The sequence below is a fragment of the Pseudomonas stagnisoli genome, assembly GCF_048595745.1.
Lineage (GTDB): Bacteria > Pseudomonadota > Gammaproteobacteria > Pseudomonadales > Pseudomonadaceae > Aquipseudomonas > Aquipseudomonas alcaligenes_A.
On the sequence record NZ_CP184361.1, the window covers coordinates 1287808 to 1301768 of the forward strand.

The following is a 13961-nucleotide window of genomic DNA, read 5'->3' on the forward strand; positions in this document are numbered from 1 at the left end:
TGATGCTAGCGAGCAGCAGGGCGCTAAAGCAATCGGGCCGCGCAAGGCGGCCCGAACTTTCACCGCGCTCAGTGGGCCGGCGGGGGCAGCACGCCGAAGATGCGGTTGTACAGAACACCGATCATCACGATGAACATCGGGATGGTCCAGATCAGGCCGATGCCCAGCGGCAGCATGCTGATCCAGACGACGATGTTCATCGTCAGGAACAGGAAGAAGACCTTGAACCAGTGCTGGGTGATCGCCTTGCAGGACACCATCATGGCCTGCCAGGGCGACAGCTTGCGCTCGACCACCAGCGGGATGGTCAGCAGTGTGGCAATCGACAGGTAGATACCAGGCAGTACCAGCAAGGCGAAGCCGATGATGATGGCGATGCTCATCAGAATGGCAGCGCCCAGCAGCGCCAGGGTGCGATTGAAGTGGCTGAAGAACTCGCTGAAACGCAGCGGTTGGCCGGCTGCCTGGCGAATGCCGATCATGTTGAAACCGGCCATGAACGGATAGGTGATGGCCAGGCTGACCACGGTACTGATTACGGTGAGCAGCAGCATGCCGACAACGCCGGCCATTGCGGCTCCCTCGCCGCCGCCGATAGCGGCCAGACCGAAGGCGCCCAGCCCCAGGACCATGGCGACCAGGTAGAGCGCGAGTTGGGCGCCGATCAGAACGCCGGCGCAGGCGAACAGACCGCCCCAGATCAGCCCTTTGGTGCCTTTGGTTTTGCGCCAGGCTTCGCCGAGCAGATCGAAGATGGCGAAGTCATAACGGCGGGTGAGGGCTTCCTCGATCGACAGGGCCTGGCCGGGCGCCGCCTTGTCCATGAGGTCGCTGCTGGGAATGGTATAGGGGTTTTGGAGCGTTACTTCATTCATGCGAGACATCCCTGGTCGTGGTAGGTATTCCGAGCGGCGCATGCTAGCGACAGTGGCATGACGCCAGCAAGTACGCGCCGCGCGGCGCGTGAGCGCGATCATGCTTTGTTAGACTGGCCCTCTCACGTTGAAGGATCGCCCATGAGCTCCAGCATCTTCTGGTACGACTACGAAACCACCGGCATCAACCCGCGCTGCGATCGTCCGCTGCAGGTCGCCGGTCTGCGCACCGATGAACAGCTCAACGAGATCGGCGAGCCGCTCAACCTCTATTGCAGGCCCTCGGACGATATCCTGCCGCATCCGGCGGCCTGCAGGATTACCGGTATCACGCCGCAGATTCTGGCGGAGAGGGGGCTGACCGAGGCCGAGTTCATGGCGCGAGTGCATGCTCAGCTGGCGCAGCCCGGCACCTGTGGCGCCGGCTACAACAGCCTACGTTTCGATGACGAGGTGACGCGCTACAGCCTCTACCGCAATTTCTATGATCCCTATGCCCGCGAGTGGCAGGGTGGCAACAGTCGCTGGGATCTGATCGATCTGGTGCGCGCCACCTACGCGCTGCGCCCCGACGGCATCGAGTGGCCGCAGGACGAGGAGGGGCGGGTGTCGCTCAAGCTGGAGCGTCTGACCCAGGCCAACGGCATCGAGCATGGCCAGGCGCACGATGCGCTGTCCGATGTGCGAGCCACCATCGATCTGGCGCGGCTGATCAGGGCACGCCAGCCACGTCTCTACGATTTTCTCTACAAGCTGCGTGGCAAACATCAGGTGATGGAGCAAATTCGCCTGCTGCAACCAATCCTGCATGTGTCCGGTCGTTTTGCCGGCAGCCGGCATTACCTGGCGCCGGTACTACCCCTGGGCTGGCACCCGCGCAATCGCAATGCGCTGATTGTCTGCGACCTGCAGGCCGATGTGCAGCCTTTGCTGGAACTGGATGCCGAGACATTGCGCCGGCGTTTGTACACCCGGCGCGACGAGTTGGGCGAGGGCGAATTGCCGGTGCCGCTCAAGCTGCTGCATATCAACAAGTGCCCGGTTGTGGCGCCGATGAAGGTATTGCGTGAGCAGGATATGGTTCGCCTGCAACTCGACCTGGCCGAGTGCGAGCGGCAGGCCGAGGTACTGCGACAGGCGCAGGCGGTCTGGCAAGCCAAGTTGGCGGAGATTTATGCGAGCGATGACTTTGCACCGCTGGACGATCCCGAGCAGCAGCTTTATTCAGCGTTCCTCGGCGATCGCGATAAGCGTTTGTGCGAGCAGGTGCGGGCAGCATCGGCCGAGCAACTCGCACGCGATCAGTGGGCGTTCGCCGATGTGCGCCTCGATGAGTTGCTGTTTCGTTACCGTGCGCGCAACTTTCCGAGTTCACTGTCGGGGGCGGAGTTGGCGCGCTGGCGGGAGTTCTGCCAGCAGCGTCTTAGCGATAGTTCCCTGGGGGCGCCCAATACGCTGGATAACTTCGCGCAGGCATTGCAGGAGGAGTGGCTGCTGGCATCACCGACGCAGCAGCAGGTATTGCAGGCCTGGCGTGAGCATGCGCAGTTACTGCGCAGTCGATACTGCTCCTGAGGTATTGGCGGACAAATAAAAATGCCGGCAGGCGCCGGCATTTTTCATCGCGAAGGGATTAACCCAGCAGGGTGGCCCAACCTTCCACGGTGGCTGCGCCCCACTTGGCCTTCCACTCTTTCAGGGTCTTGTGGTTGCCGCCTTTGGTTTCGATCACTTCACCGGTGTTCGGGTTCTTGTATTGCTTGACCTTGCGCGCGCGCTTGCCGCTGGCCGGCTTGGCGGCGCCGCGGGCGGCCTTGCCGGCCTTTGCGCTTTCAGGGTCGAGCAGGGCGGTGATATCGCGCAGCGACTTCTGGTATTCGGCCATCAGGCTGCGCAGTTTGCCTTCGAATTCCAGCTCTTTCTTCAGTTTGTCATCTTGCGACAGATTCTTCAGGCGCTCTTGCAGCTCTTTGATGGCTTCTTCGGTGGCGCGGTATTCGTTGATCAGCGACATGTTTTTTACCCAGGTGGCCAGTTGCAGTTAGTAAGTGGGTTGATAATAGACAGACATAATCGCCAAGTAAACCAGTCGGAAAAGTTTTGCCGGAATTAATCAATCGCCATGTCGCTTTCACCGATATCAGTGGCGCTATTGTTACCGTGCATTGCCCAATGCCGATCGCCGTAATCGGCCAGCTGAGCAAGTTATGGCGCAGTCTGCCGCTGCGGAACATTACTGAAGTTTTCTTCGGCTACCGCTAGAATGGCAGCTTTGCGAAGTATCTGGAGTTTCTGTTATGCGCACTTTCCGTCTGGTGATCGCCTGCCCGGACCGCGTGGGTATTGTGGCCAAGGTCAGTAGCTTTCTGGCGACCTACAATGGCTGGATAACCGAGGCCAGCCATCATTCGGACAATCAGAGCGGCTGGTTCTTCATGCGCCACGAAATTCGCGCGGATTCCCTGCCATTCGATCTCGACGGCTTTCGCCAGGCTTTTGCGCCCATTGCTCGCGAGTTCTCCATGGAATGGCGCATCACCGATTCCGAGCAGAAGAAGCGGGTGGTGCTGATGGCCAGTCGTGAGTCGCATTGTCTGGCGGACCTGCTGCACCGCTGGCACAGCGACGAACTGGACTGCGATATTCCTTGCGTGGTGTCCAACCACAATGACCTGCGCAGCATGGTCGAGTGGCATGGCATCCCCTTCCATCACGTGCCCGTCGATCCGAAGGACAAGGCGCCGGCTTTCGCCGAAGTGGCTCGGCTGGTCGGCGACTACCATGCCGATGTGGTGGTGCTGGCGCGTTACATGCAGATACTGCCGCCGCAGCTGTGCCAGGAGTATGCCGGGCGGGTGATCAACATCCACCACAGCTTCCTGCCGTCCTTCGTTGGGGCCAAGCCCTATCACCAAGCCTCTCTGCGCGGGGTGAAACTGATCGGCGCCACCTGCCACTATGTCACCGAAGAACTGGATGCCGGCCCGATCATCGAGCAGGACGTGGTGCGCGTGAGTCATCGCGACAGCGTCGAAGACATGGTGCGCCTGGGCAAGGACGTGGAGAAGATGGCGCTGGCCCGCGGTCTGCGCTATCACTTGGAAGACCGCGTGCTGGTGCACGACAACAAGACGGTGGTGTTCGACTGACCGCTCTGCGCGGGAGGAGGACGACATGCTCAGATCGATTAAGGTGCGCGACTACATGACCACGCACCTGCTGACCTTCAGGTCCGATACCGACCTTTACCGGGCGATCGGGTTGCTGCTCGAGCACCGTTTGTCCGCTGCGCCTGTGGTGGACGAGGCAGGGCGATTGCTCGGGCTGCTGGCCGAGACTGATTGCCTGCGCGGCATTCTCTCTGGCGCTTATTTCGAGCAGACCGGTGGGCTGGTGGGTTCTTGCATGAATCCGCAGGTCGATACCGTATCGCCTGATGCCAGCGTTATCGAGGTGGCCGAACGCTTTCTGCAGGGCGGGCACCGACACCTGCCGGTGGTTGAGGAGGGGCGCTTGCTCGGTGAGCTCGGTTGTCACGAGGTGCTGCTGGCCGTGAAGGAATTCGCCCAGCACGACCGAGGTCATGTCGACCATGGCTGACAAGGCTCCCGGTACCGCTACACCGCCACCCACCCTCGGCGAGGGTTGTGTGCGCCGCTACGATCCCGAGGCGTTGAGCGAGCACGACGGCACCGAGTTTCCCGGTGCCGCCGAACTCTGGCAGAAGCTGCGACAAGCGCAGCCAGCTGCCGTCGAGGTGACGCAGGACGAGCCTGCGTCCGACTGAGGTCAGATGCGGAAGCTGTCGACCAGTTGCTTCAGGCGCGAGGCCTGTTGTTCCAGGTCGCCGCAAGCGCGCAGGGTCGCCTGCAGGTTCTCCACGCCCTCCTGGTTGAGGGTGTTGATCTCGGTAATGTCCATATTGAGCGAGTCGACCACGGCGGTCTGCTCCTCGGTGGCGGTGGCAACCGACTGGTTCATGCCGTCGATCTCGCCGATGCGCTGGGTCACGCTGCCCAGCCGTTCCCCGGCCTGGTTGGCGATCTCTACGCTTTCCTCGCTGTAGCGCTGGCTCTCGGTCATGGTGGTGACCGACTCGCGAGCGCCGACCTGCAGCTCCTCGATCATCTTCTGGATTTCCTGCGCCGACTCTTGCGTGCGGTGCGCCAGGTTGCGCACCTCGTCGGCTACCACGGCGAAGCCGCGACCCGCCTCGCCAGCCCGGGCAGCCTCGATGGCGGCATTGAGCGCCAGCAGGTTGGTCTGCTCGGAGATGCTCTTGATCACTTCGAGGATCTGGCCGATGTTCACCGTCTTGCTGTTCAGCGCCTCGATGTTGCGGCAGGAGGTGCTGATCTTTTCCGACAGCTCGTTCATTGCGGCGATGGTCTTCTGCAGTACCTGGCTGCCGTCCTCGGCCAGATGACGCGCATCCGAGGCCTGGTGTGACGCGTCCGCTGCGTTGCGCGCGATCTCCTGGGCTGCTGCGCCCAGCTCGTTGATCGCCGCGGCAACGCTGTTGGTGCGGCTGGCCTGTTCGTCGGAGTTGGCCATCGACGAGTTGGAGGCGTTGACCACCAGCTTGGCCACTTCGTTGAGCTGCTGGGTGGCCGAGGACACCTCGCGGATCGATCCGTGGATACGCTCGACGAACTGGTTGAAGGAGGTCGCCAGCTCGCCGAATTCATCGCGGCTCTGCACGCTCAGGCGCTTGGTCAGGTCGCCCTCGCCCTGGGCGATGTCGCGCATGGCCTTGCCCATCACCAGCAGCGGCTGCATCAGCACGCGGATCAGCATGCCCAGCAGGATCATGATGATGACCACGGCAATGACGGTGGCGATGATGGCCGAGGCGCGGAACTCGCTGAGCGTGCTGTAGGCCTTGTCCTTGTCGATGGACAGACCGACGTACCAGTTGACCGAGGGCAGGCCCTTGACCGGGGTGAAGGTCAGGATGCGTTCGACACCATCGAGCTCCGCTTCGGTCACGCCGGCGCTGACGGTCGGCGTGTTCTGCGGATAGACCTCCTTGAGGGTTTTCATCACCAGGTCCTTGTTCGGATGGACCAGGATCTTGCCGTCGGCGCTGAGCAGGAAGGCATAGCCGATGCCGTCGAAATCCAGCGAGTTGATGATCTGCACCAGGGTATCCAGACTCAGGTCACCACCCGCCACGCCATTGGCCCCGGCCGGGGTGGCGATGGTGATGATCAGCTTGCTGGTGGCGGCATCCACGTAGGGTTCGGTCAGGGTGGAGCCACCGGCGGCCACGGCATCCTTGTACCAGGGGCGTGTGCGCGGATCATAGCCTTCCGGCATTTCGCTATCCGGACGCATGGTAAAGGTGCCATCGGCCGAGCCCAGGTAGGTGAAGTCGAAGGTGGAGGTGAGCACCCTGCTCTCCAGCGTTTTGATCAGCGACTCCGGGGTTGTGGTCTCGTCGATCGACTGGGCTACGTTCTCCACCAGCAGGATGCGACCGGAGAGCCAGTTCTGGATATTGCTGGCCGTGACCTGGCCCAGGCTTTCCAGCTCATGTTCCAGGTCATCGCGGATGGCATTGCGCTGCAGGTAGTCGTTGTACAGGGTGAAGATTGAGAAGGCTGCTATGACCACCAGGGAGGCGGCGAGCAGGATCTTGTGGCTGAACTTCAGGTTCTGGGTCATGGTTGCTTGCTTCCGGTAAGGTCTGGCAGCAGTCTTGTAGGTGGCCGTTCGACGATGCGCCGGCCTTTTAGGTGACACCTTCTATAGCGACATAACTGAAGTAAAGCTTTAGCCCGGGGGATGGCAAATGCCTGTGACCGATACTTTTGTGCTGGGGGCCGACCCGCAGGGCCAGGCCGTGAGCCAGGCTCTGCGCCTGACCAACCGTCACGGCCTGGTGGCCGGAGCCACGGGAACCGGAAAAACGGTGACGTTGCAGCGTCTCGCTGAGCTGTTCAGCGATGCCGGTGTGGCGGTGTTCGCCGCGGACATCAAGGGTGATCTGTGCGGCCTGGGTGCAGCGGGCAGTCCGCAGGGCAAGGTGGCTGAGCGCATCGCCGGCATGCCCTGGCTGCATCACAGGCCCCAGGCTTATCCAGTGACCCTGTGGGACGTGGCCGGCAAGACCGGGCACCCGTTGCGCACCACCCTGAGCGAGATGGGGCCGTTGCTGCTGGGTAACTTGCTGGAGTTGACCGAAAGCCAGCAGGCCGCGCTCTACGCCGCTTTTCAGGTGGCCGATCGCGAGGGGCTGCTGTTGCTCGATCTCAAGGATCTCAAGGCATTGCTCAATCACCTGAAGGATCATCCTGAGCTGCTCGGCGAAGATCGTGCATTGTTTGCCGGCGCCTCGGCCCAGGCCCTCCTGCGACGTCTGGCCACGCTGGAGCAGCAGGGGGCCGAGGCTCTGTTCGGTGAGCCGGCGTTGCAACTGGAAGATGTTCTGCAGCCGGAGGCGGATGGTCGGGGGCGCATCCACCTGCTGGATGCCAGTCGTCTGGTGCACGAGGCGCCCAAGGTTTATGCGACTTTCCTGCTCTGGCTGCTGGCCGAGCTGTTCGAGCAATTGCCGGAACGCGGCGATGCCGAGAAGCCCGTACTGGCGCTGTTCTTCGACGAGGCACACCTGCTCTTTGCCGACACCCCCAGGGCCCTGCAGGAGCGCTTGGAACAAGTCGTACGTCTGATCCGCTCCAAGGGTGTGGGGGTCTATTTCGTCACCCAGTCGCCCAGCGACTTGCCGGATGCAGTGCTGGCCCAGCTTGGCCTGCGCATCCAGCATGGCCTGCGCGCCTTCACCGCCAAGGAGCAGAAGTCCCTGCGCGCGGTCGCCGATGGCTTCCGCCCCAACCCGGCGTTCGACAGCCTCAGCGTGCTCACCGAACTGGGCATAGGTGAGGCGCTGGTGGGTACCCTGGAGGAAAAGGGTACGCCGGCCATGGTTCAGCGCGTGGTCATCGCCCCGCCGCAGTCGCGCATCGGCCCGCTGAACGAAACGGAGCGCGCGGCACTGCTGCGTAGCTCGCCTCAGGCCGGTCGTTACGACAAAGCGGTCGACCGCGAGTCGGCCTACGAGATGCTCATGGCGCGCGCGGCCGAGGCGCCGGCGCCGGGAGCGTCAGGCAAGACTGCTGCCGCCCCGGCAGAGCAGGGTGGGCTCGGCGGTATGGCGGGCGAGCTGCTGGGTACCCTGGCCAGCCAGGTGATGAAGACAGCGGTGCGCCAAGCCGCCAACCAGATTGGTCGGCAGCTGGTACGTGGGCTGATGGGGTCGCTGCTGGGAGGTGGCCGGCGCCGGTAAGGCGCCGATTCACTCGGTTTCGCGGGCCTGTTCGATCTTCTGCAGTTCCTGTTGGAACGCCTGGTCGAGCAGGCTGGGTTTCTTGCGCCAGGGTTTGCGTTCGGGGTCTGGCTGAGCCGCGTAGGTCACGACCTCGCCGCCGTATACATCCTTGTAACGTTGCGCCTGACGCTCCAGTTCGGCGCGCAGTTCGTCTTTCGTCACATGTTCACCCGTTGAGAGAGGGGCCAGAAGTGGCGCCAGTCATCTGCATCAATACAGAATGTCTATAAGTAAGACGGTCGTGATTATAGCGATTGGCTCTTTAGTTTTCATCGCTAATCAGTTTGAGCTTCCATTATTGGAGACCTTGTCGCACCAGGAGTTCAGTGAATCTGACTGCTTGGGCAAGTTGTTTCTGGCTAATCGTGCAGGCACAACTTTGCTTGCCGACTGGGAAATAACATTCCCGCAGCGGTAATGATCTTGCTTCGATAACGAGCGTGCAGTCGCGCCGCAAAGCCGGTGTGATAATGCGGATTCATGTTGGAGTGGGTCGAGCGGGGGCCTGACCCGCTCGGTTGCTCAGGCCAGGAAACCCCGCTCGCGCAGTTGCTGGACGATCAGGTCAGCTGCTTCGTCGGCACTGTGCCTGAGCGTCTCGATGCGGATTTCCGGCTGCTCCGGTGCCTCATAGGGCGAGTCGATGCCGGTGAAGTTCTTCAGTTCGCCACGTCGGGCCTTCTTGTACAGTCCCTTGGGATCGCGCTTCTCCACTTCTGCCAGCGGAGTGTCGACGAACACCTCGATGAACTCGCCTTCGGCGACCAGATCCCTGGCCAGCTGACGCTCCGAGCGGAATGGCGAGATGAAGGCAGTGACCACCATCAGCCCCGCATCCACCATCAGCTTGGCCACTTCGCCGATACGGCGAATGTTCTCCACACGATCGGCGGCGGTGAAGCCCAGGTCCTTGTTCAGGCCGTGGCGCACGTTGTCGCCGTCGAGCAGGTAGGTGTGCACGCCCTGGGCGTGGAGGCGGCGCTCCAGCAGGTTGGCGATGGTCGACTTGCCGGCGCCGGACAGGCCGGTCAACCAGATCACGCAGGGTTTGTGACCGTTGAGGCGGGTGCGTGCCGTTTTGTCGACTTCCACGGCCTGCCAGTGGATGTTCTGCGATCGGCGCAGGGCGAAGTGCAGCATGCCGGCACCCACCGTCTGATGGGTGTAGCGGTCGATGACGATGAAGCTGCCCATGTCGCGGTTTTCCGCATAAGGATCGAAGGGCGTGGCACGGTCCAGGCTCAGGGTGCAGACTCCGATCTCGTTGAGCCCGAGGGTCTTGGCCGGCAGATTGTCGAGGCTGTTGACGTCGACTTGGTGCTTCGGGCGACCCAGTGCGCCGCCGATGCTGCTGGCGCCCAGTTTGATCAGGTAGGGGCGCCCCGGCAGCATGCGCTCCTCGCTCATCCAGACCACCGTCGCCTCGAACTGGTCGGCTACCGCCGGCGGCGCATCGGCCGCGGCAATCACGTCTCCGCGGCTGATGTCGATCTCGTCGCTCAGGGTCAGGGTTACCGATTGACCGCTAATGGCCTGCGGCAGATCGCCATTCAGGGTGACGATGCGTTCGACCCGGCTGGTCTTGCCCGAGGGCAGCACGCGTACAGCATCGCCGGGTCGCACACTGCCGCCGAGTATGCGCCCGGAAAAACCGCGGAAATCTGGGGTAGGGCGGTTCACCCACTGAACCGGCATACGCAACGGCGCATCCTCGCGGGCCTGCGCCAGCTCCACCGTCTCAAGGAACTGCATCAGGCTCGGCCCCTGATACCAGGGTGTGTTCGTGCTGGGTTCGGTGATGTTGTCGCCACGCAGGGCCGACAGCGGGATGCTCTGGATATGTTCTATGCCGAGGCGGCTGGCGAAGGCGCGGTAGTCGGCGTCGATCTGCTCGAACACTTCCTGCGAGTAACCGACCATGTCCAGCTTGTTGATCGCCACTACCACCCGGCGGATGCCGATCAGCGATACCAGATAGCTGTGCCGGCGGGTCTGGATCAGCACGCCCTTGCGCGCGTCGATCAGGATCACGGCGACGTCGGCGGTGGAGGCGCCGGTGATCATGTTGCGGGTGTACTGCTCGTGACCGGGGGTGTCGGCGACGATGAACTTGCGCTTCTCGGTGGCGAAGAAACGATAGGCCACGTCGATTGTGATGCCCTGTTCACGCTCGGCGGACAGGCCATCCACCAGCAGGGCGAAGTCCAGTTCACCACCCTGGGTGCCGTGCTTTCTCGAGTCGCTTTCCAGGGCGCTAAGCTGGTCTTCCAGCAAGGCCTTGGACTCGTAGAGCAGGCGTCCGATCAGCGTACTTTTGCCATCGTCGACGCTGCCGCAGGTGATGAAGCGCAGCAGGGTCTTGTGCTGGTGTACCGCGATGTCCTCATCGATGAGCTGGCGGTGAGCGTTCATCAGAAGTATCCCTCGACTTTTTTCTTCTCCATGGAACCGGCGCTGTCGTGATCGATGACCCGCCCCTGGCGCTCGCTAGTGGTGGCCAGCAGCATTTCGCGGATGATCGCCGGCAGGCTGTCGGCTGCAGACTCCACCGCACTGGTCAGCGGGTAGCAGCCCAGGTTGCGGAAGCGCACGCTTTTCAGTTCCGGCTGTTCACCGGGTCGCAGCGGCATGCGCTCGTCGTCGACCATGATCAGAACGCCGTCGCGCTCCACCACCGGTCGCTTGTCGGCAAAGTACAGGGGCACTATCGGGATGTTCTCCAGATGGATGTACTGCCAGATGTCCAGCTCGGTCCAGTTCGACAGGGGGAACGCACGGATGCTCTCGCCGGGCAGTTTGCGAGCGTTGTACAGGCGCCACAGCTCGGGGCGCTGAGCCTTGGGTTCCCAGCGGTGCTGGGCGCTGCGGAAGGAGAACACGCGCTCCTTGGCGCGCGACTTTTCCTCGTCGCGGCGGGCTCCGCCGAAGGCCAGGTCGAAGCCGTACTTGTCCAGTGCCTGTTTCAGGCCCTCGGTCTTCCACAGATCGATATGCAGGGCCGAACCGTGGGTGAAGGGATTGATGCCGCGGACCCGGGCGTCCTCGTTGTGGTGTACCAGCAACTCCATACCCGACTCGCGGGCCATGCGCTCGCGCATCTCGTACATGGCGCGGAACTTCCAGGTGGTATCCACGTGCAGCAGCGGGAAGGGCGGGCGCGAGGGAAAGAAGGCCTTGCGCGCCAGGTGCAGCATCACCCCGCTGTCCTTGCCGATGGAATAGAGCATCACCGGATTTTCCGCCTCGGAGATCGCTTCGCGGAAGATGTCGATGCTCTCCGCTTCCAGGCGTTCAAGATGGGTAAGGGGCATGTTCGGTGCCTCATGTGGCCAATGGGGTGCAGCTTACCGGTCGCCCGGGTTGGTCAACAGGGCCGGGGGCTGTGAGGCAGCGTGTCAGTGAGGGCGACCCTGGTCGCCCCGGGCGTGCTCAATTGCTGCTCTTGAACTGGCTGGCGAAGTCCCAGGCCGCCTGGCTGGCGGAGAAATGGCCGCCGAACAGCTTGCGGTTGCGCCGGCTGTCGCCGCCGGGCCAGACATGTTCGCCTCCGGGAATCAGTCGAAGTTGCAAAGGCGCCTTGCCCTGGCAGTTCCAGCTGGTCAGCTCGGAACCATCCGGCAGTGCCTGCCCGCTCGGTGGGGTGTTGCAGCCTTGGGCGTTGGCGATCATCTGCAGGGTCTCGGGCACGGAGCGGTGCTGCACACCGGCGATGGCGTTCTCCCCCATGCCCCCCTGGTACGGCACATTGCTGTCCTTGCTGCCATGGATATGCAGCACCGCAACCCTGCTGGCTCCGGGGCAGCTGTTCAGCGCCAGCGTACCCGAGACGGGGACAATGGCGGCGATATCCTGCGGCAGTTCGCAGGCCAGCCGGTAAGCCATCATCGCGCCATTGGAGATGCCGGTGGCGTAGATGCGTGAGTGATCGAGGGCGTGGCGCTTGGCTACATCGGCAAGCATGGCCTGGATGAAACCGACGTCGTCGACATTGCCTTCGACTGCCGGACCGCAGCATTTCCCGGCATTCCAGGTGCGGCGGTTGGGCATCAGGCGCATGCCGGTACCATTGGGGTAGGCGACCAGAAAACCGTTGCTCTGAGCCACACGGTTCATGCCGGTGGTGCGCTCGGTTTCATCGGCATTGCCCAGCCCGCCGTGCATCACGATCATCAGTGGCAGGGGCGCTTTGGGGGCGCCATCTGGTACGAACAGCTTATAGCTGCGTTCGGCACCGGCGAAGTTCAGTTGATGGGTTTCTCCCTCGCGGGCCTGTGCGGTAAAGATGAGAAAACCAAGGATTAGCGGTAATCCCTTCTTAGTGAACATGGGGCGCCCCCAGTCGATCGCTGCTGCTTTTGGTCATTGGACGTTGGCCTGATAAACGACTACGCCGCGGGTCACCGGGCCCGATATCCGCTGCTGTACCTCCAGCGTATGGCCTGATGAATCATCGTGGCCATGTGTGATCAAAGGGGGGCGCAGTCGCCGGCTCAGGCCGCCGGCGCGGGCAGCAACTCCTTCAGCGGCCGGCTGTCGTCGGCCAGCTGCGCGGCGGTCACGGCGATCCCCTCGGCCACCAGGCGCTTGGCGGCGATGAAGTCCTGCGGGCGGTTCACCGTGTCGGCGGCCAGTACCTTGTCGCCCTTGAGGTAGAAGGCGCTGAAGCTGTCGGTTGCCGGGTCGCCGCGCAGCACCAGGCGTTCGAAGCCTTCAGAGAGGCCGACCATCTTCAGTTTCAGCTCGTACTGGTCGGACCAGAACCAGGGCACCGAGGCGTAGGTCTTGGCCTTGCCCGCCATGTTGGCGGCGGCCACCCGCGACTGTTCCAGGGCATTGGGCACCGACTCCAGGCGCAGGCGGCGACCGAGCAGGGCGTTGGGATGGTTGGTGCAATCGCCGGCAGCATAGATATGCGGGTCGCTGGTCTGCGCGTGTTCGTCGACCAGGATACCGTTGTCGATCTGCAAGCCGGCCTCGGCGGCCAGCTCGGTGTTGGCGAGCAGGCCGATGCCGACCACCACCAGGTCGGCCGCCAGGCGGCTGCCGTCGGCGCAGAGCACGGCCGTCACCGTATCGTCCGTTACTTCCAGGTCGGCCACCTGCACGCCGGTACGGATATCCACCCCGGCCTCGCGGTGCTTGCGCTCGTAGTAGGCCGACAGCTCGGCGGCGGTGACCCGCTGCAGCACCCGCGGCAGGGCTTCCAGCACGGTGACCTGGAGGCCCTGGGCGATGGCCGAAGCCGCCACCTCCAGGCCGATGTAGCCGCCACCGACGATGACCAGGCGTTTGCCCGCTGCCAGCTGTGCACGGATCTGCTCCACATCATCCAGGGTGCGCAGGTAGTGGAAGTTGGCGCAGCGCTCGGCGACTGCGGCATTCGGCGCGCTCAGCGGGCGCGGGCGGCCGCCGGTGGCGATGGCCAGTCTGTCGTAGCTCAGCTGTGCGCCATCGGCCAGCTCCAGGCGCTGGTTGGCGCGGTCGATGCGCACTACCCGCACGCCCGGCATGAACTCGACGTTGGCCCGCTCATAGGCGGCCAGCGGGCGTATTGCCAGGCTGCTCTTCTCCACGCTGCCGGCCAGGTAGGCCTTGGACAGCGGCGGGCGGTGGTAGGGCAGGTGGGCTTCCTCGCCGAGCAGCAGGATACGGCCCTCCCAGCCCTCGTTGCGCAGGGCAACGGCCAGCTCGCCGCCGGCATGGCCGGCACCGATGATGATGGCGGTGGAGGAAGCTGCGTCTGTCATGATGGCCTC

The 13961-nt window shown here is 63.2% G+C and carries 13 protein-coding genes; 5 read left to right on the forward strand and 8 right to left on the reverse strand.

Translation table 11 applies throughout. From position 1 onward, the window contains the following. Positions 1 to 68 precede the first annotated feature (68 nt). Positions 69 to 875, reverse strand: a complete 807-nt coding sequence (locus ACOAPY_RS06170; RefSeq protein ID WP_076580796.1) for a hypothetical protein — start codon at positions 873 to 875, stop codon at positions 69 to 71. Between the two features lie 141 nt (positions 876 to 1016). Between ACOAPY_RS06170 and sbcB the strand changes: the two genes are divergently transcribed. Continuing rightward, positions 1017 to 2450, forward strand: a complete 1434-nt coding sequence (gene sbcB / locus ACOAPY_RS06175; protein ID WP_465155636.1) for an exodeoxyribonuclease I — start codon at positions 1017 to 1019, stop codon at positions 2448 to 2450. Positions 2451 to 2508: 58 nt separating this feature from the next. On the opposite strand, the gene mvaT is transcribed toward sbcB, so the two are convergent. After that, a complete protein-coding gene (mvaT, locus tag ACOAPY_RS06180) occupies positions 2509 to 2889 on the reverse strand; it encodes a histone-like nucleoid-structuring protein MvaT (protein WP_021702241.1) in 381 nt (126 codons plus the stop codon). A gap of 283 nt (positions 2890 to 3172) precedes the next feature. On the opposite strand from mvaT, the gene purU reads away from it, so the two are divergent. The 3 genes from purU to ACOAPY_RS06195 are packed head-to-tail and all read left to right on the forward strand — an operon-like array spanning position 3173 to position 4662. After that, positions 3173 to 4024, forward strand: a complete 852-nt coding sequence (gene purU / locus ACOAPY_RS06185) for a formyltetrahydrofolate deformylase (RefSeq protein WP_465155638.1) — start codon at positions 3173 to 3175, stop codon at positions 4022 to 4024. A gap of 25 nt (positions 4025 to 4049) precedes the next feature. Beyond that, positions 4050 to 4475: a CBS domain-containing protein gene (locus ACOAPY_RS06190; protein WP_465155640.1), complete on the forward strand. Its 426-nt coding sequence runs from the start codon at positions 4050 to 4052 to the stop codon at positions 4473 to 4475. Further along, entirely contained in the window at positions 4459 to 4662 is a 204-nt protein-coding gene (locus ACOAPY_RS06195) for a hypothetical protein (RefSeq protein ID WP_372237608.1), read from the forward strand. The genes ACOAPY_RS06190 and ACOAPY_RS06195 overlap by 17 nt, the downstream gene beginning before the upstream one ends. Positions 4663 to 4664: 2 nt before the next feature. Here ACOAPY_RS06195 and ACOAPY_RS06200 read toward each other — a convergent pair whose 3' ends face one another. Further along, the gene (locus tag ACOAPY_RS06200; protein ID WP_465155642.1) at positions 4665 to 6542 is read right to left on the reverse strand and encodes a methyl-accepting chemotaxis protein; all 1878 of its coding nucleotides are present in this window, start codon (positions 6540 to 6542) and stop codon (positions 4665 to 4667) included. A 133-nt stretch (positions 6543 to 6675) separates the two neighbouring features. Between ACOAPY_RS06200 and ACOAPY_RS06205 the strand changes: the two genes are divergently transcribed. Then, positions 6676 to 8163 (forward strand): helicase HerA-like domain-containing protein, encoded by a 1488-nt coding sequence (locus tag ACOAPY_RS06205; protein WP_465155644.1) that lies wholly within the window; start codon positions 6676 to 6678, stop codon positions 8161 to 8163. A 9-nt stretch (positions 8164 to 8172) separates the two neighbouring features. Here ACOAPY_RS06205 and ACOAPY_RS06210 read toward each other — a convergent pair whose 3' ends face one another. The 5 genes from ACOAPY_RS06210 to ACOAPY_RS06230 form a co-directional block, all read right to left on the reverse strand. After that, positions 8173 to 8367: a hypothetical protein gene (locus ACOAPY_RS06210; protein ID WP_465155646.1), complete on the reverse strand. Its 195-nt coding sequence runs from the start codon at positions 8365 to 8367 to the stop codon at positions 8173 to 8175. Between the two features lie 360 nt (positions 8368 to 8727). Further along, positions 8728 to 10617 (reverse strand): sulfate adenylyltransferase subunit CysN, encoded by a 1890-nt coding sequence (cysN, locus tag ACOAPY_RS06215; protein WP_465155648.1) that lies wholly within the window; start codon positions 10615 to 10617, stop codon positions 8728 to 8730. Beyond that, positions 10617 to 11516, reverse strand: a complete 900-nt coding sequence (cysD, locus tag ACOAPY_RS06220) for a sulfate adenylyltransferase subunit CysD (RefSeq protein ID WP_465155650.1) — start codon at positions 11514 to 11516, stop codon at positions 10617 to 10619. Before cysD ends, cysN begins: the two co-directional genes overlap by 1 nt. Positions 11517 to 11634: 118 nt before the next feature. Next, the gene (locus tag ACOAPY_RS06225; RefSeq protein WP_465155652.1) at positions 11635 to 12531 is read right to left on the reverse strand and encodes an extracellular catalytic domain type 1 short-chain-length polyhydroxyalkanoate depolymerase; all 897 of its coding nucleotides are present in this window, start codon (positions 12529 to 12531) and stop codon (positions 11635 to 11637) included. 164 nt (positions 12532 to 12695) lie between these two features. Next, complete coding sequence (locus tag ACOAPY_RS06230) at positions 12696 to 13952, reverse strand: NAD(P)/FAD-dependent oxidoreductase (RefSeq protein ID WP_465155654.1); 1257 nt, start codon at positions 13950 to 13952, stop codon at positions 12696 to 12698. Between the last annotated feature and the right edge of the window lie 9 nt (positions 13953 to 13961).